Origin of the sequence: Alistipes sp. 56_sp_Nov_56_25 (assembly GCF_001915285.1) — a bacterium.
In the GTDB taxonomy this organism is placed as follows: Bacteria; Bacteroidota; Bacteroidia; order Bacteroidales; family Rikenellaceae; genus Alistipes; species Alistipes shahii.
On the sequence record NZ_MNQF01000065.1, the window covers coordinates 75,181 to 102,027 of the forward strand.

The 26,847-nt window shown below is 60.2% G+C and carries 26 protein-coding genes; 14 read left to right on the forward strand and 12 right to left on the reverse strand.

Annotated features, from left to right (window positions below):
• Positions 1-2: 2 nt before the first annotated feature.
• Entirely contained in the window at positions 3-1,301 is a 1,299-nt protein-coding gene (gene mtaB, locus BHV64_RS12335) for a tRNA (N(6)-L-threonylcarbamoyladenosine(37)-C(2))-methylthiotransferase MtaB (RefSeq protein WP_288116120.1), read from the reverse strand.
• A 99-nt stretch (positions 1,302-1,400) separates the two neighbouring features.
• On the opposite strand from mtaB, the gene BHV64_RS12340 reads away from it, so the two are divergent.
• From BHV64_RS12340 to fmt, 4 genes are all read left to right on the forward strand, one after another.
• Positions 1,401-2,231, forward strand: coding sequence for a metal ABC transporter permease (locus BHV64_RS12340; protein WP_217727533.1), 831 nt, complete (start codon positions 1,401-1,403; stop codon positions 2,229-2,231).
• A gap of 85 nt (positions 2,232-2,316) precedes the next feature.
• Positions 2,317-3,819 (forward strand): LptF/LptG family permease, encoded by a 1,503-nt coding sequence (locus BHV64_RS12345; protein WP_015546216.1) that lies wholly within the window; start codon positions 2,317-2,319, stop codon positions 3,817-3,819.
• Positions 3,794-5,017 (forward strand): bifunctional 3,4-dihydroxy-2-butanone-4-phosphate synthase/GTP cyclohydrolase II, encoded by a 1,224-nt coding sequence (locus BHV64_RS12350; RefSeq protein WP_022061338.1) that lies wholly within the window; start codon positions 3,794-3,796, stop codon positions 5,015-5,017. The genes BHV64_RS12345 and BHV64_RS12350 overlap by 26 nt, the downstream gene beginning before the upstream one ends.
• A 3-nt stretch (positions 5,018-5,020) precedes the next feature.
• Entirely contained in the window at positions 5,021-5,992 is a 972-nt protein-coding gene (gene fmt / locus BHV64_RS12355; RefSeq protein ID WP_022061337.1) for a methionyl-tRNA formyltransferase, read from the forward strand.
• Between the two features lie 105 nt (positions 5,993-6,097).
• On the opposite strand, the gene BHV64_RS12360 is transcribed toward fmt, so the two are convergent.
• A complete protein-coding gene (locus BHV64_RS12360) occupies positions 6,098-6,790 on the reverse strand; it encodes a peroxiredoxin (RefSeq protein ID WP_022061336.1) in 693 nt (230 codons plus the stop codon).
• A gap of 544 nt (positions 6,791-7,334) precedes the next feature.
• On the opposite strand from BHV64_RS12360, the gene BHV64_RS12365 reads away from it, so the two are divergent.
• Positions 7,335-7,730, forward strand: coding sequence for a hypothetical protein (locus tag BHV64_RS12365; protein WP_229094920.1), 396 nt, complete (start codon positions 7,335-7,337; stop codon positions 7,728-7,730).
• Between the two features lie 20 nt (positions 7,731-7,750).
• Positions 7,751-8,332 (forward strand): hypothetical protein, encoded by a 582-nt coding sequence (locus BHV64_RS12370; protein WP_118406327.1) that lies wholly within the window; start codon positions 7,751-7,753, stop codon positions 8,330-8,332.
• 61 nt (positions 8,333-8,393) lie between these two features.
• On the opposite strand, the gene BHV64_RS12375 is transcribed toward BHV64_RS12370, so the two are convergent.
• The 7 genes from BHV64_RS12375 to serC all read right to left on the reverse strand — a co-directional run bounded on the left by BHV64_RS12375 (position 8,394) and on the right by serC (position 14,758).
• Positions 8,394-8,936: a 2-oxoacid:acceptor oxidoreductase family protein gene (locus BHV64_RS12375; protein ID WP_015546220.1), complete on the reverse strand. Its 543-nt coding sequence runs from the start codon at positions 8,934-8,936 to the stop codon at positions 8,394-8,396.
• Between the two features lie 4 nt (positions 8,937-8,940).
• Positions 8,941-9,708: a thiamine pyrophosphate-dependent enzyme gene (locus BHV64_RS12380; protein WP_015546221.1), complete on the reverse strand. Its 768-nt coding sequence runs from the start codon at positions 9,706-9,708 to the stop codon at positions 8,941-8,943.
• 6 nt (positions 9,709-9,714) lie between these two features.
• Complete coding sequence (locus BHV64_RS12385; RefSeq protein ID WP_015546222.1) at positions 9,715-10,809, reverse strand: 3-methyl-2-oxobutanoate dehydrogenase subunit VorB; 1,095 nt, start codon at positions 10,807-10,809, stop codon at positions 9,715-9,717.
• 3 nt (positions 10,810-10,812) lie between these two features.
• Positions 10,813-11,040, reverse strand: coding sequence for a 4Fe-4S binding protein (locus BHV64_RS12390; RefSeq protein WP_015546223.1), 228 nt, complete (start codon positions 11,038-11,040; stop codon positions 10,813-10,815).
• A gap of 310 nt (positions 11,041-11,350) precedes the next feature.
• Positions 11,351-12,598, reverse strand: a complete 1,248-nt coding sequence (locus BHV64_RS12395) for a DUF1015 domain-containing protein (RefSeq protein ID WP_022061116.1) — start codon at positions 12,596-12,598, stop codon at positions 11,351-11,353.
• Positions 12,599-12,677: 79 nt separating this feature from the next.
• Positions 12,678-13,601 carry a 3-phosphoglycerate dehydrogenase gene (locus BHV64_RS12400; protein ID WP_138266366.1) on the reverse strand — a complete coding sequence of 308 codons (924 nt, stop codon included), beginning with the start codon at positions 13,599-13,601 and terminating at the stop codon, positions 12,678-12,680.
• An 83-nt stretch (positions 13,602-13,684) separates the two neighbouring features.
• A complete protein-coding gene (serC, locus tag BHV64_RS12405) occupies positions 13,685-14,758 on the reverse strand; it encodes a 3-phosphoserine/phosphohydroxythreonine transaminase (RefSeq protein ID WP_015546225.1) in 1,074 nt (357 codons plus the stop codon).
• A gap of 277 nt (positions 14,759-15,035) precedes the next feature.
• On the opposite strand from serC, the gene BHV64_RS12410 reads away from it, so the two are divergent.
• The 6 genes from BHV64_RS12410 (at position 15,036) to BHV64_RS12435 (ending at position 20,159) form a co-directional block, all read left to right on the forward strand.
• Positions 15,036-15,896 (forward strand): YicC/YloC family endoribonuclease, encoded by an 861-nt coding sequence (locus BHV64_RS12410; protein ID WP_015546226.1) that lies wholly within the window; start codon positions 15,036-15,038, stop codon positions 15,894-15,896.
• Positions 15,897-16,020: 124 nt separating this feature from the next.
• The gene (gene gmk / locus BHV64_RS12415) at positions 16,021-16,584 is read left to right on the forward strand and encodes a guanylate kinase (protein ID WP_015546227.1); all 564 of its coding nucleotides are present in this window, start codon (positions 16,021-16,023) and stop codon (positions 16,582-16,584) included.
• Between the two features lies 1 nt (position 16,585).
• Positions 16,586-17,395: a nicotinate-nicotinamide nucleotide adenylyltransferase gene (locus tag BHV64_RS12420; protein ID WP_118406328.1), complete on the forward strand. Its 810-nt coding sequence runs from the start codon at positions 16,586-16,588 to the stop codon at positions 17,393-17,395.
• 1 nt (position 17,396) lies between these two features.
• Positions 17,397-18,380: a D-alanine--D-alanine ligase family protein gene (locus tag BHV64_RS12425; protein ID WP_044054004.1), complete on the forward strand. Its 984-nt coding sequence runs from the start codon at positions 17,397-17,399 to the stop codon at positions 18,378-18,380.
• A complete protein-coding gene (locus BHV64_RS12430) occupies positions 18,377-18,949 on the forward strand; it encodes a DUF3109 family protein (protein WP_022061123.1) in 573 nt (190 codons plus the stop codon). Before BHV64_RS12425 ends, BHV64_RS12430 begins: the two co-directional genes overlap by 4 nt.
• A 10-nt stretch (positions 18,950-18,959) precedes the next feature.
• Positions 18,960-20,159 carry a M23 family metallopeptidase gene (locus BHV64_RS12435; RefSeq protein WP_118406329.1) on the forward strand — a complete coding sequence of 400 codons (1,200 nt, stop codon included), beginning with the start codon at positions 18,960-18,962 and terminating at the stop codon, positions 20,157-20,159.
• Positions 20,160-20,481: 322 nt separating this feature from the next.
• On the opposite strand, the gene proC is transcribed toward BHV64_RS12435, so the two are convergent.
• The 3 genes from proC to BHV64_RS12450 form a co-directional block, all read right to left on the reverse strand.
• On the reverse strand, positions 20,482-21,264 hold the full coding sequence (gene proC, locus BHV64_RS12440; protein WP_149887699.1) for a pyrroline-5-carboxylate reductase: 783 nt from the start codon (positions 21,262-21,264) through the stop codon (positions 20,482-20,484).
• Positions 21,265-21,302: 38 nt separating this feature from the next.
• On the reverse strand, positions 21,303-21,980 hold the full coding sequence (locus BHV64_RS12445) for a YggS family pyridoxal phosphate-dependent enzyme (protein ID WP_022061126.1): 678 nt from the start codon (positions 21,978-21,980) through the stop codon (positions 21,303-21,305).
• A gap of 103 nt (positions 21,981-22,083) precedes the next feature.
• Positions 22,084-23,310, reverse strand: coding sequence for a WD40-like domain containing protein (locus BHV64_RS12450; RefSeq protein WP_288116128.1), 1,227 nt, complete (start codon positions 23,308-23,310; stop codon positions 22,084-22,086).
• A 218-nt stretch (positions 23,311-23,528) separates the two neighbouring features.
• Between BHV64_RS12450 and BHV64_RS12455 the strand changes: the two genes are divergently transcribed.
• Both BHV64_RS12455 and lpdA read left to right on the forward strand, forming a co-directional pair.
• Complete coding sequence (locus BHV64_RS12455) at positions 23,529-25,223, forward strand: C69 family dipeptidase (protein WP_288116130.1); 1,695 nt, start codon at positions 23,529-23,531, stop codon at positions 25,221-25,223.
• Positions 25,223-26,599: a dihydrolipoyl dehydrogenase gene (lpdA, locus tag BHV64_RS12460; protein WP_288116134.1), complete on the forward strand. Its 1,377-nt coding sequence runs from the start codon at positions 25,223-25,225 to the stop codon at positions 26,597-26,599. Before BHV64_RS12455 ends, lpdA begins: the two co-directional genes overlap by 1 nt.
• Positions 26,600-26,847 lie beyond the last annotated feature (248 nt).

The window sequence follows — 26,847 nt, forward strand, 5'->3', positions numbered from 1 at the left end:
GATTAATCCAGAATTTCCCCCAACAAATCGTGAGTTTCGTCCATCGCGCCGAGTTTCACGCGGCAGACGGCATTGACCTTCGAACGGTCGTAGGGGACTTTCACCCGGCGGTAGCTGCCCGTGAAGCCGAACATCATGCCGTCGCGGCGCGTGCTTTCGAAGAGCACCGTATCCTCCGTGCCTTCGGCCCGGGCGCAGAACGCGCCGTGCAGGCGTTCGCAGAGGCCCTCCAGTTCGGCGACGCGCTGCGTGGCGACCGACGGAGGCACCTTGCCGGGCAGGTCGACGGCCGGCGTCCCGGGACGCTCCGAGAAGGGAAAGATATGCAGGAAAGCGGGTTCGAGCCTCGCCAGAAAATCGTACGTCGTGCGGAAATCGGCATCCGTCTCGCCCGGGAACCCGACGATCACGTCGATGCCGATGAAGGCGTCGGGCATCAGCCGTCTCACGGCCGCGATCCGCTCGGCGAAGCGCGCCGTGGTGTAGCGGCGGCGCATCAGGCCCAGAATCCGGTCCGAACCGCTCTGGAGCGGAATGTGGAAATGGTGCATGAATTTAGGCGACGCGGCGCAAAATGCGATGATTTCGTCGGTCAGCAGGTTCGGCTCGATCGACGAAATGCGGTAGCGTTCGATCCCTTCGACCTCGTTGAGCGCCCGCAGCAGGTCGATAAACCGCTCCCCCGTCGTGCGGCCGAAATCCCCCGTGTTGACGCCCGTCAGGACGATCTCCTTCTGCCCCCCGGCAGCGATCTGCCGCGCCTCGGCCACGAGGTCGGCGACGGGCATGTTGCGGCTCGAACCGCGGGCGTAGTGGATCGTGCAGTAGGAACAGCAGTAGTCGCACCCGTCCTGCACCTTGAGGAAGGCGCGCGTGCGGTCGCCGCTCGAAAAGGCCGCGAAGAACGACGTGAGCGAATCGGTTTCGCAGCTGTACACCTGCGCCCGGCCCTTGCCCGACAGTTCAACCACTCGTTTAAATAACGCCCCCTTATCGTTGTTGCTCAACACGATGTCCACACCCTCTATCGCGGCGATCTCCTGCGGCTTGAGCTGCGCGTAGCATCCCGTCACGGCGATGATCGCCGCAGGGTTGCGGCGGTGGAGTTTGCGGATCAGGTTGCGGCATTTCTTGTCGGCGTGCTCCGTGACGGAACAGCTGTTGATGACGCAAATATCGGCTTCGGCCGTGGGCGCGACGCGCACGAAACCGCCGCGCTCGAACTCGCGGGCGAGGGTCGAGGACTCCGAAAAATTGAGCTTGCAGCCCAAGGTATGAAAATTGACTCTGCGAGGTTGCATGGATTCGTGTTTTTCCGGCACGAAATTACGAAAACTGCGCGAAAGGAGGAGGCTTTTCCGATAAAAAAGCGTAAATTTGCGCGCAATTATAAGGAATACATGGGATTTTTCAGCGATCTGATCCAATACGGCTACCTTTCGAACGCGCTCGCGGCGTGCGTGCTGTCGGGCATAACGTGCGGAGTGATCGGAACCTACGTCGTCTGCCGCCGCATGGTGTTCCTCGCGGGCGGCATCACCCATGCCTCGTTCGGCGGACTGGGCATCGCCTTCTGGATGGGCGCCAACCCGATCGCCGGGGCGATGATCTTCGCCGTGCTCTCGGCGCTGGGCATCGAATGGGCCGGCAGCCGGGGACGCATCCGCGAGGATTCGGCCATCGGCATCATCTGGTCCGTCGGCATGGCCGTCGGCGCGCTCTTTATGAGCCTGCGCCCGGGCTACACCTCGGGCGATCTGTCGGCCTACCTCTTCGGCAGCATCGTGACCGTGACCGACAGCGACGTCGCGGCCCTCGCCGCGCTGACGGCGGTGATCATCGCCGGGGCGCTGCTATGGCTCCGCCCGGTGATGTACACGGCTTTCGACCGCGACTTCGCCCGCAGCCGGGGCATCCCCACGCGCGTGATCTCCTATCTGATGGCCGCGCTGGTGGCGGTGACCATCGTGCTCTCGATCCGCATCATGGGCATCGTGCTGCTGATCTCGCTCGTGACGATGCCCGTGGTGATCGTCAACTCGCTCTCGCGGTCGTACCGCACCATCGCCCTCGCCGCACCCCTCGTGGCTGTGGCGGGCAACATCGCAGGGCTTGTCGTCAGCTACAATTTCGAGGTTCCGCCCGGCGCCGCCATAATATTTACCCTCACTCTTACGCTTATAATGGTAAAACTGTTATCTTTACGACAAAAAAGGCTGCCGTTTGGATAGGCTGCGACCCGGAAGCGCTCAAATAAATTTGGCACTCCTCTCGCCTTGCACTATCTTTGCGTAACAAAAAACTGCGATCCGCCGCATGAAAACCATTCACAGACTCGTTCTGAAGTCCTACCTCGGCCCGATGGTCCTCACGTTTTTCATCGTCATGTTCGTGCTGATGATGAACATCGTGTGGCGATACATCGACGAGCTGGTGGGCAAGGGATTGAGCGCCGGCATCATCATCGAGCTGATGACCTATTTCATGGCCAACATGATCCCGATGGGGCTGCCGCTCTCGATGCTGCTGGCGGCGATTATGACCATGGGTAACCTGGGTGAGAACTACGAACTGCTGGCCATGAAATCGGCGGGCATGTCGCTCGTGCAGATCACCAAGCCGCTGATCATTCTGGTGAGCCTGGTCTCCGTCGGCAGTTTCTTCATCGGCAACAACCTCGTGCCGAACGCCAACAAGAAGCTATTCAGCACGCTCTACGACATCCGGCAGCAGAAACAGGCCCTCGAATTCCAGGACGGGCTCTTCTTCAACGGCATCGACAACATGTCGATCCGCGTGAGCCACCAGGAACCCGACACGCACCTGCTGCACGACGTGCTGATCTACGACAACCGCGCCGCCAACGGCAACATGAACACCATCGTGGCCGACTCGGGCTATATCCGCCTGTCGGACGACAAGAAATACCTGCTGGTGACGCTCTTCCACGGCGAGACCTACGAACAGACCCGCAACAGCCAGTGGTTCACGAAAAGCGCCCTGCGCCACCACACCTTCGACCTGCAAAAACAGGTGATCCCCATGTCGGGATTCGCCATGGGACGCACCGACGCCGACCTGTTCACGAGCAGCCAGACCAAGAACATCAGCGAATTGCAGCACGACATCGACTCGCTGGAGATCAAGGTCAACGCCGCCACGACGAGTTCCTACGAACCGCTGCTGAAAGAGCAGATTTTCGCCCGAGACAACACCGTGCTGCCGCTGCCCGACAGCCTGCAGGTGGACAAACGGGACTTCCGCGACCTGCTGGCGACGGATTCGGTCATCATGCTGCCCACACGCGAACGCGAACGTGTCTGGAACCAGGCGCGGACGCTGGCCAAAAACTCGCGCAACATGTTCGCATTCGACGAATCGACGGCCAAGGAGGCCCTCAACCAGCTCTACCGATCGAAGGTCGAGTGGCACAAGAAAATGTCGCTTCCGGTGTCGATCCTGATCTTCTTCTTGATCGGCGCGCCGCTGGGCGCCATCATCCGCAAGGGCGGCCTGGGGCTTCCGGTGGTGGTGTCGGTGATCTTCTTCGTGATCTACTACATGATCAGCCTCTCGGGCGAAAAACTGGCCAAGGAGGGTAACTGGGAGGCCGTCTACGGCATGTGGCTCTCGACCTTCATCCTCACGCCGATAGCCATATACCTCACCTACAAGGCCACCAACGACTCGGCGCTGCTCGACACGGACTGGTACGCCGGGAAGTTCAAGGCGCTGAAAGAGAAACTGGTTCCGCAATTCAAGAAACTGACGAAAGCAATAAAACTCAAACGAAATGGCAAAAGAGACTGTGCTCAATAGCGTGGAGGAGGTCATCGAGGACTTCCGCATCGGCAAACCCGTTATCGTCGTGGACGACGAGGACCGCGAGAACGAAGGCGACTTCATCGTCGCGGCGGAGAAGATCACGCCCGAAATCGTGAACTTCATGCTCAAGGAGGGCCGCGGCGTGCTGTGCGCCCCGCTGTCGGAGAAACGCTGCGACGAACTGGGGCTCAACATGATGGAGGAGAACAACACCTCGCTGCTGGGCACGCCCTTCACCGTGACGGTCGACCTGCTGGGCAACGACTGCACCACGGGCGTCTCGATCCACGACCGCGCCGCGACGATCCGCGCGCTGGCCGACCCCGAAACGAAACCCACCGACCTGGGCCGCCCGGGACATATCAATCCCCTGCGCGCGCGCGACAAGGGCGTGCTGCGCCGTCCGGGACACACCGAGGCGGCCATCGACCTGGCCCGCCTGGCCGGATTGCAGCCCGCCGGCGCGCTGATCGAGATTATGAACGAGGACGGCACGATGGCCCGCCTGCCGCAACTGCTGGAGACCGCAAAAAAATTCGACCTGAAAATCATCTCGATCGCCTCGCTGATCGCCTACCGCCTCCGCGAGGAGTCGATCATCGAAAAGGGCGTGACGGTGCCCCTGCCCACGGAGTGGGGCGAATTCCAGATCACACCGTTCCGCCAGAAATCCAACGGCGTGGAGCATGTGGCCCTGACGAAAGGGGAGTGGACCGAAGACGAACCGGTGCTGGTGCGCGTGCATTCGTCGTGCGCCACGGGCGACATTTTCGGCTCGTACCGCTGCGACTGCGGCGAGCAGCTCCACAAGGCGATGGAGATGATCGACCGCGAAGGCCGGGGCGCCGTCGTCTACCTCAATCAGGAGGGGCGCGGCATCGGGCTGTGCAACAAAATCCACGCCTACAAATTGCAGGATGAGGGTCTCGACACGGTGGACGCCAACCTCAAACTGGGCTTCAAGGCCGACGAACGCGACTACGGCGTGGGGGCGAGCATCATCCGCGAGCTGGGCATCCGCCACATGCGCCTGATGACCAACAACCCGCTCAAACGGGCCGGGCTGGAGGGCTACGGGCTTTGCATCGACGAGATCGTGCCCATCGTCATCGCCCCGAACCCCTACAACGCACACTATCTGGAGACCAAGCAGGAGCGCATGCACCACACGCTGGGACTGGAAAAAAGATAACGCATGGACGCCAAAGACCTTCGCATCGTATTCATGGGCACGCCCGAATTCGCCGTGCCGTCGCTGCGGGCGCTCGTCGGGGGCGGCTACAACGTCGTGGGCGTGGTGACTTCGCCCGACAAACCCGCCGGACGCGGACAGAAAATACACCGGAGCGAGGTTAAGATCGCGGCTCTGGAACTGGGTCTGCCGGTATTGCAGCCCGAAAAGCTGAAAGCCCCGGAGTTCGTCGAGGCCCTCGAGGCGCTGCGGCCCGACCTGGGCATCGTGATCGCCTTCCGCATGCTTCCCGAGGTCGTCTGGGCCATGCCGCGGCTGGGGACCTTCAACCTCCACGCCTCGCTGCTGCCCCAATACCGCGGGGCCGCGCCGATCAACTGGGCGATCATCAACGGCGAGACCGAGACGGGCGTCACCACGTTTCTGCTGAACCACGAGATCGACAAGGGCGGCATCATCGGGCAGATCCGGGTTCCGATCCTTCCGGAAGACAACGTCGGGACGCTCTACGAACGTCTGATGACAACGGGAACCTCGCTCGTAACCGAAACCGTCGACCGCATTGCGGCGGGGGAGATCCGGCCCGTGGAGCAGCAGCACATCGACGAGGCGACGCTGCGCCCGGCGCCGAAGATTTTCAAGGAGGACTGCCGGATCGACTGGGAAAAACCGGGCCGCGAGATCGTGAATTTCGTCCGCGGACTGTCACCCTATCCGGCGGCATGGACCGAGATGTACCGCGAGGGCGACGGCGAAGCGTCGAGCGCCAAGATTTTCTCGGCGTCGTTCGAGGCCGCGGTCCACGGCGAGGCGTGCGGCACGCTCCAGAGCGACGGAAGAACCTTTATCCGCGTGGCGTGCGCCGACGGATGGATCGCCCTCGGAGAACTGCAAATAGCGGGCAAAAAACGGCTCGCGGTGCGCGAACTGCTCCTCGGGTGGCGCGACGTACAGCAATGCCGCTTCCGGGAATAGAGCGGAGCGGCCTTTGCCGACCGTCCCCGGATTGCAGAGATACGAATGCACACGACAGAAGAGGCTTCCCGCGGGAAGCCTCTTCTGTCGTGCAATGCAGGGGCGTCATACCTTCTCGCCGAGTTTCCGTCCGATCTCCTCTTTCGGCAGCGGTTTGGTGCAGAAAAACCAGTCGTAGCACTTCGCCCCTTCGGGAACCTTCTCCTGATCGTCGCCCTTCATCGGCACGATCACCTCGTCGCCCGGACGCCAGTCGGCGGGCAGCGCGATGCCGAAGGCATCGATGGTCTGCAAGCCCACCAAAACCCGCCTGATCTCGTCGAAATTGCGGCCCAGAGCCAGCGGATAGTAGATCATCGCCCGCAGCACGCCCTTCGGGTCGACGAAGAACACGGCGCGCACGGCGGCGGTCTGGCTCTCGCCGGGCTGGATCATGCCGTAGAGCGACGCCACTTTCATCGCAACGTCGTCGATGATCGGGAACCCGACTTTCACATCCTTCATGCCCTTGTACTCGATCTTCTCGCGGATGGTCTTGAGCCATGCGATATGGCTGTTGCGGCTGTCGACCGACAGGCCGACCAGTTCGCAGTTCAACGCCCGGAACTCCTCGGTATGCGCCCCGAAAGTGAGTATTTCGGTGGTGCAGATCGGGGTGAAATCGGCAGGGTGGCTGAAAAGAATCACCCATTTGCCCTTGTAATCGTCCGGGAAGCTGATCTTCCCCTTGGTGGTCATGGCCTCGAATGCCGGAACCGGCTCGCCGAGCCGCGGCATCTGCTGTTCGTTCTTTTCCATAAATCGGAGTTTTTAAAAGTTTATACCCGGACATGCAAAGTCGATGCCCTGCCGGAATTCATTTTCCAAGATACGGAATTTGCCGGTACGTTATCCGCCGATTTCCCGCCGCACACGGAAGCGTATACACAAACGGCTTTTTCGGATAGGCGGACGGCATTTCCGGACTTCTGAATAAAATAAAAAGGCATCCGATTTCATTCCTCCGGAAAGATTTGTATATTTGCGTGAAGAACCCCTAAACCCGTAGCCTATGGTCAGATAACAAACCGAACACCATCCCGATCCAACCGCGCCGCGGCATTCCCGGCGCATACATATAAAAAGCGTTAGCTTTGCGTCTTTGCATATCGAAATCTGGAAAATTTCAAATTGTGGCAAAAGAAGTGAAGTTGATGCTCACGTCTATGGCGTGGGCTTCACTTTCTATTATTGCCACAAGGTATTCCAGAACCTCGATATGCGATGATAAAAGTTATGTCCCACGTTTTTTATGTACCTAACCCAACCCAGCCGCAGGGACACGGCACATATTCACCATACAATGAAATATTTCGGAATATTCCTGTGCTCATCTCTTTTGATGACCTCCTGCGCCACCGTTTTTTGCGGATCGAAAGCAAAAGTGACCTTCGACAGCGACATCGCAGAAAAAGCGACCCTTACGATCGACGGCCGCAAATACACCAATGTCACTTTCCCCTACACGACCAAAATCAGACGCGGTTTCGACGAAACGGTCGTCAAAGCCGAATCGCCTGCCTATACAACGGAAACGGTTATCATCAACAAAAGTTTCAACGCAGTATCGGTCATCAATCTGCTGGACATACTCGGATGGGGAATAGACGCTGCGACCGGAGCCATGACCAAACCGGAATTCAAATTCTATCAGATTGACTTTCAGCCGAAAGAAGAAAAATCCATAAAACAAGATTAAAAACAACGAATACAATCTACATGAAAAACATCTGTTTTATATTGATTTCACTATGCATTTCGCTATCATCATTCGCCCAAACAGATGCACAGCACTTAAAATTCAAAGGAGTTCCCATTGATGGGACACTTGCTGCATATGTATCCAAAATGAAGGCTGCCGGTTTTTCCGATTTGGGAATAAAAGACGGAACCGCCGTCCTTCAAGGAGATTTTGCCGGATTTAAAGGGTGCATAATCGGCGTATCGACACTTAAAACGACCAATGTAGTAAATACAATCGGTGTTATATTTCCGGAATGCGACAACTGGTCCAAACTTGAAAATAATTACCAAACGCTCAAGGAAATGCTCATTCAGAAATACGGGGAGCCAGCTGATTGTGTGGAAAAATTTCAAAGTTATAGTCAACCAAATGACGACGGTTTGAGATTGACCTTTTTGCGAATGGACAAATGTACATATTACACAACTTTTGAAACACCCAATGGGGATATTCAACTATCATTGGAACATCAAGATAGACGTTGCTTTGCAAAATTACAGTATTGGGATAAAATCAACACCAATAAAGTTAAAACACAAGCAATGGATGATTTGTAATATCAAAGAGAGGCGCCCCCGTTGCGGGGGCGCCTCCTTCTTCATAAAATATGTCACTGAATCACCGCTTGCGGATTATCTCGCCGCCGTGGCGGATGGCCTCCTCGTTGGCCGGAAGCATTTTCCACGCGCGCTCGGGAAGCGACTTTTTCAGACCCACCATCACGTTCTCCATCGCGACCACGGGGCGCACCTTGAGGTAACCGCCCAGGATCATCGTGTTGAACAGTTTGGCCTGCCCCATCTTCGCACACTCGGCCGTGGCGTCGATCGCATAGACTTCGATGTCCTTGCGCACGGGGTGCCGCGTGATGCCGTTCGTGTCGTAGATCAGCACGCCGCCCGGCTTGACCATCGGCTCGAATTTCTCCATCGACTGCTGGTTCAGGATGATCGCCGTGTCGAATTCATGGGCGATAGGCGACGAAATCTTCCGGTCGGAGAGAATTACCGTCACGTTGGCCGTGCCGCCGCGCATCTCGGGACCGTAGGAGGGCATCCACGTCACCTCGAAATCCTGCATCACCCCCGAGTAAGCCAGAATCTTACCCATCGAGAGGACGCCCTGTCCTCCGAATCCTGCAATTATCAACGTCTCTTTCATAGCGTTACTCTTTTTTAACATCTTTAATGTCGCCCAGCGGATAGAAGGGCAGCATGTTCTCGGCAAGCCACTGGTTCGAAGCCACGGGCGAGAGTTTCCACCCGCTGTTGCAGGTCGAGACGACCTCCACGAGCGAAAAACCGTTGCCGGCCATCGAATTCTCGAACGCCTTGCGGATCGCCTTTTTGCACTTGCGCACGTTGGCCGCCGTATGCACGCTCTGGCGCGTGATGTAGGTCGCGCCGTCCAGATGGGCCATCATCTCGGCGATCTTGTAGGGATAGCCGTTCAGCCGCGGATCGCGCCCGTAGGGAGTCGTCGCGGTCTTCATGCCCAAGAGGGTGGTCGGAGCCATCTGGCCGCCGGTCATGCCGTAGATCGCATTGTTGATGTAGACGGCCACGACGTTCTCGCCGCGCGCCGCCGCATGGATCGACTCCGCCGTACCGATGGCCGACAGGTCGCCGTCGCCCTGATAGGTGAAGACCATATTCTGCGGGTAGAGCCGCTTCACGGCCGTCGCAACGGCCAGCGCGCGCCCGTGCGCCGCCTCGATCCAGTCGATGTCGATATAGTTGTAGGCGAACACCGAGCAGCCCACGGGCGAAATGCCCACGGTCTTCTCCGCGAGTCCCATCTCCTCGATGACCTCGGCGATGAGCTTGTGCACCGTGCCGTGGCTGCAACCCGGGCAGTAGTGCATGACGTTATCGGTGATGAGTTTCGGTTTTGCGTAAACCAGATTCTCCGTTTTCTTTTCAACCTCTGCCATCGTCTTCTACTTTTTAATCAGTTTTTCCTTGAGCGCGTCGAGCACTTCGTCCGGGTTGAACATCATGCCGCCCTGACGCCCGTAATGCTCGACCGGGGCCTTGCCGTTGACGGCCAGCCGCACGTCCTCGACCATCTGCCCGGCGTTGAGTTCCGCCGAGAGGAATCCCTTGACGCCCCGCGCGGCCATCTCGGCAAGCTGCTTCTTGGGGAAAGGGTAGAGGGTGATCGGACGCAGCAGGCCGACTTTCAGCCCCTCGGCGCGAGCCATTTCGACCGTCGCCGAGCAGATGCGGGCCGACGAACCGAAGGCCACGATCACGTAGTCGGCGTCGTCGCACTCGATGGCTTCGTAACGCACCTCGTTCTCTTCCAGCGCCTTGTATTTCTCCTGCAACCGTTTGTTGATGACTTCCATCTTCTCCGACTGCAATTCGAGCGAGGTCACGATGTTGCGCGCGCGGCCGGCGGGTTTGCCCTGCGCGGCCCACGCGCCGCACTCGGCCTTCAGCTCCTCGTCGGTCTTGCGCGGACGCTGGGGTGCGAGCACCACCTTCTCCATCATCTGACCGATGGCGCCGTCGGCGAGGATCAGCGCCGGATTGCGGTATTTGAACGCGAGGTCGAACGCCTCGAACACATGGTCGTGCATCTCCTGCACCGAGTTGGGAGCCAGCACGATCATGTGGAAATCGCCGTGGCCGCCGCCTTTGCAGGCCTGGAAATAGTCGCCCTGCGAAGGCTGGATCGTACCCAGGCCCGGGCCGCCGCGCTGGCAATTGACGATCAGGCAGGGCAACTCGGCGCCCGCCAGGTAGCTCAACCCCTCGGACATCAGGCTGATGCCGGGGCTGGACGAGGAGGTCATCACCCGTTTTCCGGTCGATGCGCCGCCGTAGACCATGTTGATCGAAGAGATCTCCGACTCGGCCTGCAAAACGACCATGCCCGTGGTCTCCCACGGTTTGAGTTCCATGAGGGTCTCCATCACCTCCGACTGCGGAGTGATGGGGTATCCGAAATATCCGTCGCAACCGTAGCGAATGGCCGCATGGGCGATCACTTCGTTGCCTTTCATCAGTTTCACTTCATTCTCTGCCATAGCTTACTCGAATTTTTGACGATAAACCGTAATGCAGCTATCCGGACAAATCACCGCACAGGAGGCACAGCCCGTGCAGGAATCGGGATTGACCATCCACGCAACGGGATAACCTTTGCTGTTGACCTCCGCCGACAGCGCGAGCACGTCGCACGGACAGGCCGAAGCACAGACCCCGCACCCCTTGCAGCGCTCCTTGTCGACAACGATTGTTCCTTTGATTTTTGCCATAACGCCTAATATTGTTAAGTTGCTTACAAATATAATAAATAATCGGATAAAAACGATTCGGATTGCAACATTTCTTTCGGCATAAACGACAAACAAAAAGCAGAAAATCCGCATGTTCCCGTGCGAACTCCCTGCATACAAAACCGTTCGGCCGTCATCCGGCTTTCGGATCGGGACCGTATTTATTTCCGCCCCGCGTCCCGGGCGTACGGCACCGAACGGGGAGCTGCCGGCAATCCGGCCCAGAGGCGGTTCGGGATTCCGCAAGTTTCCCGCAAAAAAAGAGCCGCCCGCAGGCGGCCCTCGTCGATTATTTTTCGTCGAACGAGTGGATCACCACTCCCGACCGCAGTTTGGGTTCGAACCACGTGGTCTTCGGCGGCATGATGTTGCCCGTGTCGGCAATGTTGATCAGCTGCTGCATCGAGACGGGGTAGAGGGCGAACGCCGCCTTCATCTCCCCGCTGTCCACACGGCGTTTCAACTCGCCCAGACCGCGGATGCCGCCCACGAAGTCGATCCGCTTCGAGGTGCGCAGATCCTTGATGTCCAGAATCCGGTCCAGCACCAGATTCGACAGCACCGTAACGTCCAGCACGCCGATCGGGTCGTTGTCGTCATAGGTGCCCGGCCGGGCCGTCAGGCTGTACCAGCGGCCGTCGAGGTACATCGAAAAATTGTGCAGCGCCGCGGGGCGGTACTCCTCCGTCCCCTTGTCCTCAACGACAAACGACTCGTTGAGTTTTTCGAGAAGTTCGGCAGGCGTCAGGCCGTTCAGGTCCTTCACCACGCGGTTGTAGTCGATGATGCGGAGCTGGCCCGCCGGGAAGGTCACGGCCAGGAAATAGCAGTACTCCTCGCAGCCCGTGTGGTTCGGATTCTTCGCGCGGCACTCCTGTCCCACGCGCGCCGCGGCGGCCGTGCGGTGGTGTCCGTCGGCGACGTAGAGCGCCGGGATGCCCGCGAAAATCTCCGTGATGCGGTCGTTGGTCTTCCGGTCGCGGATCACCCACAACTGGTGCCCGAAGCCGTCGGCAGCCGTGAAATCATACTCCGGGGCGTTGTTTTTCACCACGTCGGCGACGATGGCGTCGATCTCGGCATCGTCGGGATAGGCGAAGAACACCGGCTCGATGTTGGCCTTCTGGTTGCGGACGTGGATCATGCGGTCCTCCTCCTTGTCGGGACGCGTCAGCTCGTGCTTCTTGATCGCCCCCGAGAGATAGTCCTCGAAATGGCAGCACATCGCCAGACCGTACTGCGTGCGGCCCTCCATCGTCTGCGCATATATATAGTAGTACTCCTCGGGGTCCTGCCGCAGCCAGCCTTCGGACTGCCAGCGGCGGAAATTCTCGACCGCCTTGTCGTAGACGGGCTGCGAATGCTCGTCGGCGATGGGGTCGAAGTCGATCTCGGGCTTGATGATGTGCAGCAGCGAACGCTCCGTGGCTTCGGCCTTCGCCTCGGCGGAGTTGAGTACGTCGTAGGGGCGCGAAGCCACCTCGGAGGCATGCTCCTTCGGGGGACGGACTGCGCGGAAAGGTTTTATTCTAACCATAATGCATCGGTTGTTTTAAGGCGAAAAAGCGGGTCCGTCATATGAGATATGCGCACCCGCCTTTTCGCACGGTTGGTTTCTATTTGTTGACCTGGAAACGGGTGTTGCCGTTCTTCAGAAAATCGACAATCTGGTTGGCGGCGGCGAGTCCCGCGTTGACATTGGCCTCGGCGGTCTCGGCGCCCATCTTCTTCGCCGTGGCGAAAACCCGTTTGCCGAACTTCTCGTCCAGCTCGGCCTGATTGCCGGCGGCGATGTCGGTGATGTATTTCAGGTCCTCGCGTTCGGTCATAGCGCGCACGACGCCCTCCTCGTCGATCACCTCCTTGCGGGCGGTGTTGACCAGCGTCGCGCCCTTGGGCATCGACATCATCAGGTCGTAGCCGATCGAGCCTTTGGTCTGGGCCGTGGCGGGAATGTGCAGCGAAAGGAAGTCGGAAACCCGGTAAAGCTCCTCGACCGAAGCCACTTTCTTCACGCCGTCGGCCTCGAAAACCGCCCCGTCGGCGATGAACGGATCGTAGGCGACGACATTCATGCCCAACGCCTTGCCCTTGCGGCCCACCAGTCTGCCGACGTTGCCGTAGGCGTGGATGCCGAGGGTTTTGCCCTGGAGTTCCGTACCCGTACCCGGCGTGAAGCGGTTGCGCGACATGAAGATCATCATGGCCAGCGCCAGTTCGGCCACGGCATTGGAGTTCTGACCCGGGGTGTTCATCACCACGATGCCCCGCGCCGAAGCCGCCGCAAGGTCCACGTTGTCGTAACCCGCGCCGGCGCGGACCACGATCTTCAGGTTTTTCGCCGCGGCGATGACCTCGGCGGTCACCTTGTCGCTGCGGACGATCAGCGCGTCGACGTCGGCCACGGCTTCGAGCAGCTGGCCCTTGTCGGTGTATTTTTCGAGCAGCGCCAGTTCGTATCCGGCGTCCTCGACGATCTTACGGATTCCGTCCACGGCCTTTTTGGCGAAGGGTTTTTCCGTTGCAACCAGTATCTTCATAGTTTCGATCAATGACGTGAAATAAATATCCTGTTCTTTTTTTGTCTCCCGCATCAGCGGGACGATGGTCGGACACATCGGAGCTATTTCTTATGCGCCTCGGCGAACTCCTGCATGCAGGCCACCAGCGCCTCGACGCTCTCCTTGGGCAGGGCGTTGTAGCACGACGCGCGGAAGCCGCCCACCAGACGGTGGCCCTTGATGCCGACCATGCCGCGGCTCTTGGCGAACTCCATAAACTCGGGAGCCAGCTCCTCGCAGCCCTCGGCCATCACGAAGCAGATGTTCATCAGCGAACGGTCCTCCTTCTCGACCGTACCGCGGAAGAGCGGGTTGCGGTCGATCTCGTCGTAGAGCAGCGCGGCCTTCTCCTTGTTGCGGCGGTAGATTTCGTCGACGCCGCCGATCGACTTGAGCCACTTCAGGGTCTCCTTCAGGACGTAGATCGGGAACACGGGAGGAGTGTTGAACATCGAGTTGTTCTCGACATGGGTCCTGAACGACATCATCGTCGGCAGGTCGCGGACGATCCTGTCCAGCATATCCTCGCGGATGATGGCGAACGCCACGCCCGCGGGAGCCAGGTTCTTCTGCGCGCCGCCGTAGATCATGGCGTATTTCGAAACGTCCACCGGGCGCGAGAGGATGTCCGAAGACATGTCGGCGATCAGGGGCACGGGCGACGAGAGGTCCTCGTGGTACTCCGTGCCGTAGATCGTATTGTTCGAGGTGATATGCACATAGTCCAGGTCGGCGGGAATGGCGAACCCCTTGGGAATATAGGTGAAGTTCCTGTCCTCGGACGAAGCCAGCACCTCCACTTCGCCGTAACGTTTCGCCTCCTTGATGGCCTTTTTGGCCCAGACACCCGTATTCACATAACCGGCCTTCCTGCCCAGGAAGTTGGCGGGAATTTCATAGAAATAGGTACTTGCACCGCCCCCAAGATAGATGATCTTGTAGTTGTCGGGAATGTGGAGCAATTCGCGGAAAAGAACGTCGGCCTCGGCCATCACGTCGTCGAAATCCTTCGTCCGGTGCGAGATCGAAAGCAGCGAAAGACCCGATCCGTTGAAGTCGAGAATCGCCTTGGCCGCATTTTCGATGACCTCGTCCGCCAGAATGGAAGGTCCCGCATTGAAGTTGTGCTTTTTCATAATAATTCGTATGTGATTTGAATGATCTGACTCTTAACTGTTAGTTTGCTAACACAAATATAAATAAAAAAATTTCAGAAATACAAAGATAGCCAAATAAATTTCACTCCGCAGGAAGAACGCCCCTCTTTTCGGATTGTTTTTGTTAATTTTACCGGGAACAAACCCCGGCTCGGACAGGCTGCGCCCCGGCAAAATGCAAGTAAACTTGCTTTTGCGCTCGGCTTGCACTATCTTTGCCGAAAAATTACAAGTTCCCGTACACATGGTAAAATCAATGACCGGCTTCGGCAAAGGCGAGGCCGCACTCCGGAATAAGAAAATCACGGTCGAGATCCGCTCGCTGAACTCCAAGCAGTTGGACCTCTCGCTGCGCCTCCCGGCAGTCTACCGGCAGTCGGAATACGAGATCCGCAACCTGATCGCCCGCACGATCCAGCGGGGCAAGGTCGACGTCTTCGTCACGGTCGAGTCGCAGGCTGTCGAAACGTCGGCGCGCATCAACCGCGAGGTGTTCCGCGAATACCTCCGCCAGATGAACGACACGCTTTCGTTCTCGGGCATCGACGCCGGCTACGACGCCATCCTGCCCGTGATCATGCGTCTTCCGGATGTCGTCGCGACCGAGGCCGAGGCCATCTCCGAAGAGGAGCACGCCGCGCTGCTCGCCGCCGTGGAGGCTGCCGCTGCGCATCTCGACGCGTTCCGCGAGCAGGAGGGCGCCATCCTGATCGCCGACCTGCTGCGCCGCGTGGAGCTGATCGAGCAATATAAAACAGAGGTCGTGCCCTTCGAGAAGGCCCGCACCGAAACGGTCAAGGCCCGCATTCTGGACAACCTCTCGAAACTGGCCGTCGACGTGGACCGCAACCGGCTGGAGCAGGAGATGATCTTCTACCTCGAGAAACTCGACATCACCGAGGAGAAAGTGCGCCTCACGAACCACTGCAACTACTTCCGGGAGGTGGCCTCTTCGGAGGAGGGCGCAGGCCGCAAGCTGGGCTTCATCGCGCAGGAGATGGGCCGCGAGATCAACACGATGGGCTCGAAAGCCAACGAGCCGAACATCCAGATCCTCGTCGTCAAGATGAAGGACGAGCTGGAGAAGATCAAGGAACAGGTATTGAATATCCTGTAATCCGCAGATTACAGGATATTCCAATTAAAAATTGAGAATGAAAAATTAAAAATTCCATTCGGCAAAATCATCCGGAGAAGAGAACGATTTTTCATTTCTAATTTTTCATTTTTAATTTCATCAAATGGGCAAAGTCATCATATTCTCCGCCCCGAGCGGTTCGGGCAAAACCACCATCGTCCGGCACCTGCTGGAACGCTATCCGCAGTTCGAATTCTCCATCTCGGCGACCAGCCGCGCCCCCCGCGGCCAGGAGCGCGACGGGGTGGACTACTACTTCCTCTCGCACGGGGAGTTCATGCAGGCCGTGGCCGAAAACCGCTTCGTGGAGTGGGAGGAGGTCTACAAGGGAACCTGCTACGGCACGCTGCGCTCGGAGGTGGAGCGCATCTGGGCCAAGGGCCATGTGATCGTCTTCGACGTCGACGTGGTCGGCGGTATCAACCTCAAGCGCATCTTCGGCGACGACGCCTGCTCGGTGTTCATCATGCCGCCCTCGGTCGAGGAGCTGCGCCGACGGCTCGAAGGCCGCGGCACGGACGCCCCGGAGGTGATCGACCGCCGCGTGGCCAAGGCCGAATTCGAACTGACGAAAGCCCCCGAGTTCGACCACGTGGTGGTCAACGACTGCCTCGACGAGGCCGTGTGCGGCACGTGCAGCATCCTCGACCAATTCATCGCACGGTAGGATGAAACGGGTCATGCTCTATTTCGGGTCGTTCAACCCCGTGCACCGCGGCCACATCGCGCTGGCGGAATACGTCGTCGGGCAGGGTCTCTGCGACGAGGCCGTGCTGGTCGTTTCGCCCCAAAGCCCCTACAAACAGGCCGCGGAACTGGCTCCCGAAATGGACCGTTTCGAAATGGCCGAAATCGCATGTGCCGCTTCGAAATACCCGGAGCGCATCAAACCTTCGGTCGTGGAATTTCTGCTGCCGAAACCCTCATACACAATAGATACCCTGCGTTACCTCAAGGAAAACTTCGGGTCAGGGATGCAGTTCTCGATCCTGATGGGCAGCGACCAGATCGCGCGCCTCGCGGGATGGAAGGAGTACGAACAAATCCTCGAATACCCGGTTTACGTCTACCCGCGGCGCGGCGAACCGGCGGAGGGATTCGAAGGGCGCATCACGCCGCTGACGGACGCCCCGTTGCAGGACTTCGCCTCGACGGACGTGCGCGACCGCATCGGGCGGGGCGAGGACGTCGCCGCCATGCTCGACGAGGGCGTCGCCGCCTACATCCGCCGCAAGGGGCTGTGGAGTCCCGCGACGCGCATCGCGGCCCTCGGGGCGCAGATCGCCGCCGAGCCCGGAAACACGGCGCTCCTGGTCGAGCGCGGAAAACTCCATTACCGGATGGGCGAGTGGGGTCCGGCCCTCAACGACTTCAACGCGGCGCTGCGTATCGACGACACGCACGTCGAAGCCAAGGAGTTCGCCCGGATGGTGCAGGAGATACTGGAATTCCGATACAAAGATATATACAACCCCTGAAATGACACGTTTGAAGATAGCCCTCCTGGCGGGCGGCGATTCGCCCGAACGGGAAATCGCCCTTCAGAGCGCCGCCCAGATCGAGGCGGCCCTCGACCACTCGAAATACGACATCACGGTCATCGACCTCCACGGCCGCGACTGGCACCACACGGCCCCCGACGGGCGGCAGTGGCAGGTGGACAAGAATGATTTCTCGATCACCGTCGACGGTGTGCGCAAAGCGTTCGACTACGCGCTGATCATCATTCACGGCACGCCCGGCGAGGACGGCAAGCTGCAAGGCTACCTCGACATGATGGGCGTTCCCTATTCGTCGTGCTCGATGACCTCGTCGGTCATCACCTTCGACAAGATCACCGCCAAACGCACGCTCGCAGGGCGTGTCAACCTGGCCCGCGAGGTCTTCCTGCGCCGCGGCGAAGCGTTCGACCCGGCGCAGATCGTCGCGGAACTGGGAATGCCCCTGTTCGTGAAGCCCAACGCCAACGGCTCGTCGTTCGGCGTGACGAAAGTGCACGCCCCGGAGGAGCTTCCGGCAGCCATCGAAGCGGCATTCGCCCAGGGCGACGAAATCCTGATCGAGGAGTGTGTCACGGGCCGCGAAATGGGCTGCGGTATGCTCGTCGCCGGCGGCAGGGAGTATGTTTTCCCGATCACGGAGATCGTTTCGAAGAAGGATTTCTTCGACTACGAAGCCAAATACACCGCCGGATTTTCCGACGAAATCACCCCTGCGGACATCACCCCGGAGGTGAAGGCCGAGCTGAACCGCATGACCCGCGAGGCGTACCGCACCTGCCGCTGTTCGGGCGTCGTAAGGGTAGACTTCATCGTCACCCCCGCGGGCGTGCCCTATTTCATCGAGCTGAACTCGATTCCCGGCATGAGCAGGGGAAGCATCGTTCCCAAACAGGCCCGCGAAATGGGCATGTCGCTCGGAAAACTCTATGACATCATCATCGCCGACACCTGCCGCAAATGATCGAGATAGACGACAAAATCGTAAGCGCCGACCTGCTGCGCGAGTGTTTCGCCTGCGACATCGCGCAGTGCAAAGGGATCTGCTGCGTCGAAGGCAACGCCGGGGCGCCGCTCGAAGCCGACGAGGTGGAGATACTCGAACGCGAATACCCCAATTACAAACCCTACATGACGGCGGAAGGCATCGAGTCGGTCGAACGGCAGGGATTCATGGTTGTGGACGAAGACGGCGACCTGACGACGCCGCTCGTGGACGACGCCCAGTGCGCCTATACCTACACGGAAAACGGCGTCACGCTCTGCGCCATCGAAAAAGCGTGGGCCGAAGGCAAAACCCCGTTCCGCAAGCCGATTTCGTGCCACCTCTATCCGATCCGCGTGATGCGCTTCTCGAACGGCACGGTGGGGCTCAACTACCACCGCTGGTCGGTGTGCGCCCCGGCCCGCCGGTGCGGCGCCAGACTGGGCATTCCGGTCTACAAAGCCCTCCGGGAACCGATCGTCCGCCGTTTCGGCGAGGAATTCTACAAGGCGCTGGAAGCCGCCGAAGAGCTGATCAAGCAACAATAAGAAAGAGATTATGAAAAAATACATTTTCACCCTTATCGCCCTCTCGATGATCTTCACCGCGACGGCCCGCAAGCCCAAAAACACGCGGACGACAGAGGCGGCGGCCCGCGAAATCGCCGCGGCCGATTCGCTGCGCCTGGTGGCGTCGCGGCAGGCCGCGCTGATCGACTCGCTGCAAAACCTCGTCGCCGTTGCCGAACAGCGGGATGAAACGGCTGAGAGCGAGACGGCCGCTCCCGATCCGGTCGTCGACCCGGAGCAGGCCGCGGCGGATTCCGTGGCGGCGCTGCGCCTCCGTCTCCGGCCCACGAAGATCGAGTCCATTTTCGACACCAACGGCCTGACCGTGCTCGACACCCTCGCCACGGAAAACGACGCCGTGCAGGTGATCCTGTACAGCAACAATTCGTGGAAATACGTCCTCAACCGCGAGGTGGCCAAAGACAGCACGATTTTCGAGAAATACTGGGACACGACGACGCTCTTTCCCTACAAGGAGGTCGACATGTCGGAAATGCCCAAATCGGTGGTGATCGACCTCGTCGACTCGCTGACCAGCTACCACTGCCCCTATCAGGGTTCGGTGCACCCGCGCGGCAAATACGGTCCGCGACGCCGGCGCCAGCATCAGGGCGTGGATCTGCCGCTCAAGACAGGCGACCCGGTTTACGCCACCTTCTGCGGCCGCGTACGCATCTCGCAGTACAACAGGGGCGGTTACGGCAACCTGGTGATCATCCGCCACGACAACGGGCTGGAGACCTACTACGGCCACCTGTCGGAACGTCTGGTGGAACCCAACCAATGGGTCGAGGCGGGGCAGATCATCGGTCTGGGCGGTTCGACGGGCCGGTCGACGGGTCCTCATCTCCACTTCGAGACCCGCTACTACGGACAGTCGTTCGACCCCGAACGCCTGATCGACTTCAAGAACGGAACGTTGAGCCGCGAGACCTTCCTCTTGAAGAAGTCGTTCTTCAGTATCTACTCCAACGCCGGACAGGATTTCGAAGACGAGATCGCCAACGAGGAGCAGGACAAGAAGGAAGCCGCCGAGAAAGCGGCCATGAAATACTACAAGATCCGTTCGGGCGACACGCTGGGCGGCATCGCCCGGCGCTACGGAACGACCGTGACGAACATCTGCCGCCTGAACGGCATCAAATCGACCACCGTGCTGCGCATCGGACGCTCGCTGCGGGTGCGATAGGGCAGCTCCCGATGAGAAACCGCCGGACCTTTCGAAAAGGTCCGGCGGTTTTCCTATTCGGACGCAAACGGCGTCGCTTCGTCCCGCAGCCCCCAAAAAACGATTTCCGGCCCCGGGCGCAGAACCGGATAACAAGCGTCCCGAAGCCACTATCCGCCCCTAAAACCCGGCTTTTAGCCGGGCGGGCGCAGAACCGTTCCGGACGCCAGAAGACTGTCTATCGCCCCCTGAATCCCGCTTTTTAAGCGGGCGGGCGCAGAACCGGATAAAAGCGTCCCGAAACCACTATCCGTCCCTAAAACCCGCCTTTTAGGCGGGCGGGTTATTTTTTGTTCTGAATAGCGTCGATGGCGTCGATCACCGCGCCGCGGAAGCCCTTGCGCTCCAGTTCGGCGACGCCCGCGATCGTCGTTCCGCCGGGCGAACAGACGGCGTCCTTCATCGCACCGGGATGCTGCCCCGAGGCGAGCTGCAATTTCCCGGTCCCGACGATCATCTGGCTCGCCATGCGGTAAGCGTCGGCACGCGCAACGCCGTGCTTGACGGCTGCGTCCCCGAGCGCCTCGATGAACATGGCGACGAACGCCGGGCCGCAGCCGCAGACGGCACTCGATATGCCGAGCAGGGCGGTGTCCATCGGCAGGACGAGGCCGATCTTCGAGAAGAGCGCCTCCACCTGCCGCCACTCCCCGTCCGAAAGCGAATGGCGGCGTTCGCAGACGATGAAGCCTTCGCAGACCGAAACGGGCGTATTGGGAACGATGCTCAAATGGTGCGTGCCGGGGGCGAGCATCCGCTCGCAGTCGTCGAACGTAACGCCCGCGGCCACCGATACGACGATCTTATCCGCCAGCTGTTCCCGGACGGGCGCAAGCACCGCCTCGACCTGATAGGGTTTCACGGCGACGACGACCAGATCGGCGAACTCCGCGACCGCCGCCGCGTCGTCGAAAGCCCGGAAGCCCTGCGGCTCCGTGTTGCGCCGCAGTTTCGCCCGGTCGCGCGCGCACGCGCCGATGTCGCCGGGCTGCACGGCCCCCGAGCGGACAAGCCCGCCCGCCATGGCCTGCGCCATATTTCCGAATCCAAGAAATCCGATTTTCATATAAGTCTGGTATAATTTATCATTCGTACAGCAACCACTCATAAAACGGGCTTCTTAAGCCCGCGCCGGCCGAATATCAACGAGCCGACGCGCACCATCGTCGAGCCGCACTCGACCGCCAGCGGATAGTCGTGCGACATGCCCATCGACAGCGTGTCGAACCGCGGCCCGAAGTAGGGTTGCAGCAGTTCGAAACAGCGTTTCAGCTCCATGAAATCGCGGCGTATCGCCGTGCCGTCGTCGGTATTGGTGGCAATGCCCATCACGCCCCGCACGCAGACGTCCGGCATACGGGCAAACGGGGCCGTGCGGACATACTCCATCAGTTCGGCCATATTCCAGCCCGTCTTGGTCTCCTCCTCGGCGACGTGGATCTCCAGGAGGATTTCGAGCGTCCGGCCGCACTTGGCCGCCTCGCGCTGGATAGCCTCGGCCAGCCGCGCGCTGTCGACCGAATGGATCAGCGCGACGAACGGGGCGATGTATTTGATCTTGTTGGTTTGCAGGTGGCCGATCATGTGCCACTCGATGTCCTTGGGCAGGGCTTCGTGTTTTTCGCGCAGTTCCTGCGGGCGGCTCTCGCCGAAAACGCGGTGGCCGGCGTCGTAGGCCGCGCGGATCGCCTCCGCAGGGTGGGTTTTCGACACGGCGACCAGCTTCACCCCCTCGGGAAGCGTCGAGCGCACGAACGACAGTTGACAGGCTATTGAAGACATAAGTTTTTCGGTATTTGCCCGGTAAAAATACGCAAAATTCGTACAACACGAAACAGACCCGGGAAAAATCCGGGTCTGCGACTCGTTTTTCTGCACGAAAACACTATTTCGCCATGACGATCTCCGAGCAGCCGAACTCCCCGGGAAGGGTCCGCTGCGTCTTCTTCAGCGCATCGTAGACGTGAATGCGGCGCATGCCGTCCGCCTCGCACAGCAGGTAGATTTCCAGCGAATCCTTATCGGGAGCGTACTCCGTGACCGAAAGCGCCGTGCCCGGAACTTCGGCCAGCGTCTCGCCGAAAGCGCCGTCACCGGCGGCGTTGAACAGCCGCAGCTGCGTTTTGCCCCCGGCCGAAACGGCATAGCCGCCCGCCTGAACCATCCTGTCCGGCTCGTCGGCCGAGGCGACCACGGTCCAAAAGGGGATCATCGCATCGGCCCCGACGGCTTCGCCCGGTCCCGCCCCGCCGTAGACCCTCAACACCAGCGGAGCGCACGTCCCGTCGGCATTGCGCTGCGCGAGCAGCAGGTCGGAACCGACCCGCACGAACGGCTGCACGGCCAGCGTCTGCACAACCTCGTCGGGCACCTGCCAGGAGACCGGAGCCGGGGAGGGAGAGCGGGTCGCGCTTCGGGTCGTCAGCGTCAGCCGCTCCGCGTCGTGGGAAATGAGTCCGACGGAGGAATCGGAGATATGCCCGGCCAAGAGACTATTCCGGTACCCGAAATCGTCATAATAATTCATCGTGAGGTCGAAACCTGCCATCGAACCGGAGCAGACGCCGTAAATCCAGCCCGAGCCGGGAAGCCCCACGGCGCAGGCGATTCCCCGGCCGATGCCGAGCGTCGCAACACGTGTCACCCCGCCCGTTGACAGGTCGATGCGCTCGATCAGGGTTTCGTCCGTATCGGACCTCGAAATGCCGTAGAGCGCTTCGGCTTTCGGGGTTCCGTCGGCAACGCGGATCTTGCCCAGCGGCATCATCCTGCCGCGGCGGAGCAACAGCACCCGAACCGTCGAAGCGGGGTAGTGCCCCGGGGCCAGAAAGGTGACGCTCGTGGCGGAACGCACCATGACGATCCCGCGCACTCCCTTGGCATAGCCCTCCGGAGCGAACCCCTCGGCACTCTCCTGCCAATGGATTTCGAGCATGATTTCGTCATCAGCCTCGAACCCTTCGGCCGAGACGGTCACCCCGTCGCCGGGCGCAAAGACCCACGAATCGGGCGGCATGACGACGTTCTTCACGAAAACGGGAACCCGGTCCTTGTCCGAAGAACAGGCCCCGAAGATCGCCCCGGAAAGGAGCAGAAACAGCATCTTTCTCATTCAAATAGCTGGATTTCATATTTTTACCACCACTCCGGGGGGGGGTATTTCCGGGGTGCGCAGAAAGCGCATCCGCTCACAAAGATAACGTTTTTTCGCCGTTATCCGATTTGTTTTCCATCTTTGGCGTCGTAACGACACTTTTATTCATCAGTCGGAAGATTCGGTTTTGAATCCATCCGACTTTTTCGTATCTTTGGTCTCAAAACCTGAAAAGCATGAAAAAAATCCGATTGATTCTTGCAGCGGCGGCCGCCCTCACATACGGCGCGGCGTCGGCCTGCACCAATTTCATCGTCACCCGAGGAGCCTCGACCGACGGTTCGGTGATGGTCACCTATGCGGCGGACTCCCACGCGCTCTACGGCGCACTGTACCACACCCCCGGCGGCAAGCACAAGTCCGGGGCGATGCTGCCCGTCTACGAATGGGATACGGGCCGTTACCTGACGGACATCCCGCAGGTCCGCGAAACCTGGTCGACCATCGGCAATATGAACGAACATTCGCTCATCATCGGCGAGACGACCTACGGAGGCCGCCCCGAACTGGAGGACTCGACGGGCCGCATGGACTACGGGTCGCTGATCTACATCACCTTGCAGCGTGCCAAAACCGCGCGTGAGGCCATCGGCGTGATCGCCGAGCTGGCCGACACCTACGGCTACGCGTCGAGCGGTGAGTCGTTCTCGATCGCCGACCCCGACGAAGCGTGGATCATGGAGCTGATCGGCAAGGGTTTCAAGGACGACGGCAAGGGCGGCAACGCCCGCAAAGGCATCGTCTGGGTGGCCCGCCGCATTCCCGACGGCTACGTCTCGGCCCACGCCAACCAGGCCCGCATCACCACCTTCCCGAAGGACGATCCCGAGAACTGCCTCTACTCCCCGGACGTGATCTCGTTCGCCCGTGAAATGGGTTACTACGACGGCCCGGACGCCGATTTCAGCTTCTCGGACGCCTACGCGCCGCTCGACTTCGGCGGCATGCGCGCCTGCGAAGCCCGCGTGTGGGCCTTCTTCCGCACCGTGGCCGACGACATGGACCGATACACCGACTACGCGATGGGCCACAACAAGAACAACCGCATGCCGCTGTGGGTCAAGCCCCGCGCGAAGGTGTCGCCCAAGACGCTCTTCGACTGCATGCGCGACCACTACGAGGGGACCCCGATGGACATGACCGCGGACCTCGGCGCGGGAGGCCACAACTGCCCCTACCGCTGGCGTCCGATGGAATTCGAGGTCGACGGCGTGAAGTACGTCAACGAGCGCGCCACGGCCACCCAGCAGACCGGATTCTGGTTCGTGGCGCAGGCCCGGCCCGACGTGACGCGCGACATGGGCATCCTCTGGTTCGGCGTGGACGACGCGGCCACCTCGTGCCTGACGCCGATCTTCTGCTCGGCGCAGGAGGTCCCCGGGTGTTTCCGCGAGGACAACGGCTCGATGCTCGAATATTCGCCCACGTCGGCGTTCTGGCTCTTCAACCGCACGACCAATTTCGCCTACATGCGCTACGACATGATCTCCGCGGACATCCGCAAGGTCGTGGACAAGTGGGAAAACGACATGCTCCGCAACGTGCAGGCGCTCAACGCCCGAGTCGGAAAAATGTCGCCCGAGGCACGCCGCAGCCACCTCACGCAGCTGAGCGTGGAGACGGCGCAGCAGCTGTTCGACCGCTGGCAGCGGCTCAACAACTATCTGCTGGTGAAATACATGGACGGCAACGTCAAGAGCGAGCACGGCGACGTGCTGACGTTCCTCGACGGCGACGGCTCTGCGGCACATTTCGTGGATAACGGAAACGGAAAACAGATTCCCGGCAAGATCCAGTTCCCGGGCTACAACGAGAAATGGAAGCGCGCCGTGGCCAAAGACAATGGTGAAATACTAAAAGTAGTGAAATGATGCGGTACGACATCATCATCGTGGGCGGCGGCCCCGGAGGCTATGTGGCGGCGATCCGCGCCGCGCAGTTAGGGAAAAAGACGGCGCTCGTGGAGCGCGCCGAACCGGGAGGCGTCTGCCTCAACTGGGGCTGCATCCCGACCAAGGCGCTGCTCAAGAGCGCGCAGGTCTACGGATACTGCAAAAACGCGGAGCATTACGGACTGGAACTTGCAGGGGAGGTGCGCCCCAACCTCGAAGCCATCGTGGCGCGTTCGCGCAGCGTGGCCGAAACCATGTCGAAGGGCGTGCGGTTCCTGCTGAACAAGAACAAGATCGACCTGATCCCCGGATTCGGGCGGCTCACGGCCCCGGGGCGCATAGACGTCGACGGGGCGGAGTACGAGGCCGACCACATCGTCCTCGCCACGGGAGCCAGGCCGCGCGAAATGGCCTTCATGCCCATCGACGGCGAGCATGTGATCTCGTCGCGGCAGGCGCTGACGCTCACGCGCCTGCCCGAATCAATGATCGTCGTAGGTTCGGGAGCCATCGGCAGCGAGTTCGCGTGGTTCTACGCCGCGCTGGGCGTGCGGGTCACCATCGTCGAATACATGCCCCGCATGATGCCGCTCGAAGACGAGGAGGTGTCGAAGACCATGGAGCGCGCATTCCGCAAACTGCGCGCGACGGTGCTCACTTCGACCACGGTGAAAGCAGTGAAGGTCAACGCCGAAGGGCTTTGCGAAGTGGAGATCGAGGGCAAAAAAGGCGCGGAGACCCTGACGGCCGATGTCGTGCTGTCGGCCGTGGGCATCCAATCCAACATCGAAGGCATCGGCCTCGAAGAGCTGGGCGTCGCCGTCGAACGCGACAAGGTCGTCGTGGACGAATTCTACCGCACCAACGTTCCGGGCGTCTACGCCATCGGCGACATCGTGCCGGGTCCGGCGCTGGCGCACGTGGCTTCGGCCGAGGCCGTCTGCTGCGTGGAGTCCATCTGCGGACTCGCCCCCGCGCCGGTGGACTACACGACCATTCCGTCGTGCATCTTCACCCAGCCCGAGGTGGCGTCGGTCGGCATGACCGAACAGCAGGCGCAGGAGCGCGGCATCGCCTATAAAGCCGGCCGCTTCCCCTTCACCGCATCGGGCAAGGCCACGGCGGCGGGCGACCGCGACGGATTCGTCAAACTGCTCTTCGACGAAGAGGACCGCCTGCTGGGGGCGCACATGGTCGGAGCGTCGGTGACCGAGATGCTGGCCGAGCCGACGCTGGCGCGCACGCTGGGCGTCACGGCCCACCGGATCGCCCGCACGATCCACGCCCATCCGACGATGAACGAAGGCGTCATGGAAGCCGCCGAAGCGGCCCTGGGCGCGGCGATCCACCTGTAAAGGCCTCCGGCCATCCCCGGAAAAAACATGCGGCGGACCCCGAAGGGTTCGGTATTTGTAGGTAAAGAGAAGCGCAGGAAAGAGCAAGTATCAAGTTCACAGATATTTGATTCTCTCTTCTGCATATGCTCCGAGCAATAAAAAAGCATAATCGGGCAGGTTTAACAGTGAGTTTCGTTACTTATCCGTTACCTGCCCGAAATGCTTTGGTTTGCATCAAAACATTCGTTTTCAGTTCGTTGCATCGA

What these genes read in the sequence shown, in the direction of transcription:
- BHV64_RS12430 (WP_022061123.1), top strand. Translation starts at nt 18,377, where the DNA reads ATGATCGAGATAGACGACAAAATCGTAAGCGCCGACCTGCTGCGCGAG.
- proC (WP_149887699.1), bottom strand. Translation starts at nt 21,264, where the DNA reads ATGAAAATCGGATTTCTTGGATTCGGAAATATGGCGCAGGCCATGGCG.
- BHV64_RS12435 (WP_118406329.1), top strand. Translation starts at nt 18,960, where the DNA reads ATGAAAAAATACATTTTCACCCTTATCGCCCTCTCGATGATCTTCACC.
- BHV64_RS12375 (WP_015546220.1), bottom strand. Translation starts at nt 8,936, where the DNA reads ATGAAAGAGACGTTGATAATTGCAGGATTCGGAGGACAGGGCGTCCTC.
- BHV64_RS12400 (WP_138266366.1), bottom strand. Translation starts at nt 13,601, where the DNA reads ATGAAGATACTGGTTGCAACGGAAAAACCCTTCGCCAAAAAGGCCGTG.
- BHV64_RS12360 (WP_022061336.1), bottom strand. Translation starts at nt 6,790, where the DNA reads ATGGAAAAGAACGAACAGCAGATGCCGCGGCTCGGCGAGCCGGTTCCG.
- BHV64_RS12420 (WP_118406328.1), top strand. Translation starts at nt 16,586, where the DNA reads ATGAAACGGGTCATGCTCTATTTCGGGTCGTTCAACCCCGTGCACCGC.
- fmt (WP_022061337.1), top strand. Translation starts at nt 5,021, where the DNA reads ATGGACGCCAAAGACCTTCGCATCGTATTCATGGGCACGCCCGAATTC.
- BHV64_RS12425 (WP_044054004.1), top strand. Translation starts at nt 17,397, where the DNA reads ATGACACGTTTGAAGATAGCCCTCCTGGCGGGCGGCGATTCGCCCGAA.
- BHV64_RS12390 (WP_015546223.1), bottom strand. Translation starts at nt 11,040, where the DNA reads ATGGCAAAAATCAAAGGAACAATCGTTGTCGACAAGGAGCGCTGCAAG.
- BHV64_RS12350 (WP_022061338.1), top strand. Translation starts at nt 3,794, where the DNA reads ATGGCAAAAGAGACTGTGCTCAATAGCGTGGAGGAGGTCATCGAGGAC.
- BHV64_RS12345 (WP_015546216.1), top strand. Translation starts at nt 2,317, where the DNA reads ATGAAAACCATTCACAGACTCGTTCTGAAGTCCTACCTCGGCCCGATG.
- lpdA (WP_288116134.1), top strand. Translation starts at nt 25,223, where the DNA reads ATGCGGTACGACATCATCATCGTGGGCGGCGGCCCCGGAGGCTATGTG.
- BHV64_RS12340 (WP_217727533.1), top strand. Translation starts at nt 1,401, where the DNA reads ATGGGATTTTTCAGCGATCTGATCCAATACGGCTACCTTTCGAACGCG.
- mtaB (WP_288116120.1), bottom strand. Translation starts at nt 1,301, where the DNA reads ATGCAACCTCGCAGAGTCAATTTTCATACCTTGGGCTGCAAGCTCAAT.
- serC (WP_015546225.1), bottom strand. Translation starts at nt 14,758, where the DNA reads ATGAAAAAGCACAACTTCAATGCGGGACCTTCCATTCTGGCGGACGAG.
- BHV64_RS12370 (WP_118406327.1), top strand. Translation starts at nt 7,751, where the DNA reads ATGAAAAACATCTGTTTTATATTGATTTCACTATGCATTTCGCTATCA.
- BHV64_RS12385 (WP_015546222.1), bottom strand. Translation starts at nt 10,809, where the DNA reads ATGGCAGAGAATGAAGTGAAACTGATGAAAGGCAACGAAGTGATCGCC.
- BHV64_RS12445 (WP_022061126.1), bottom strand. Translation starts at nt 21,980, where the DNA reads ATGTCTTCAATAGCCTGTCAACTGTCGTTCGTGCGCTCGACGCTTCCC.
- BHV64_RS12455 (WP_288116130.1), top strand. Translation starts at nt 23,529, where the DNA reads ATGAAAAAAATCCGATTGATTCTTGCAGCGGCGGCCGCCCTCACATAC.
- BHV64_RS12380 (WP_015546221.1), bottom strand. Translation starts at nt 9,708, where the DNA reads ATGGCAGAGGTTGAAAAGAAAACGGAGAATCTGGTTTACGCAAAACCG.
- BHV64_RS12410 (WP_015546226.1), top strand. Translation starts at nt 15,036, where the DNA reads ATGACCGGCTTCGGCAAAGGCGAGGCCGCACTCCGGAATAAGAAAATC.
- BHV64_RS12450 (WP_288116128.1), bottom strand. Translation starts at nt 23,310, where the DNA reads ATGAGAAAGATGCTGTTTCTGCTCCTTTCCGGGGCGATCTTCGGGGCC.
- BHV64_RS12365 (WP_229094920.1), top strand. Translation starts at nt 7,335, where the DNA reads ATGAAATATTTCGGAATATTCCTGTGCTCATCTCTTTTGATGACCTCC.
- gmk (WP_015546227.1), top strand. Translation starts at nt 16,021, where the DNA reads ATGGGCAAAGTCATCATATTCTCCGCCCCGAGCGGTTCGGGCAAAACC.
- BHV64_RS12395 (WP_022061116.1), bottom strand. Translation starts at nt 12,598, where the DNA reads ATGGTTAGAATAAAACCTTTCCGCGCAGTCCGTCCCCCGAAGGAGCAT.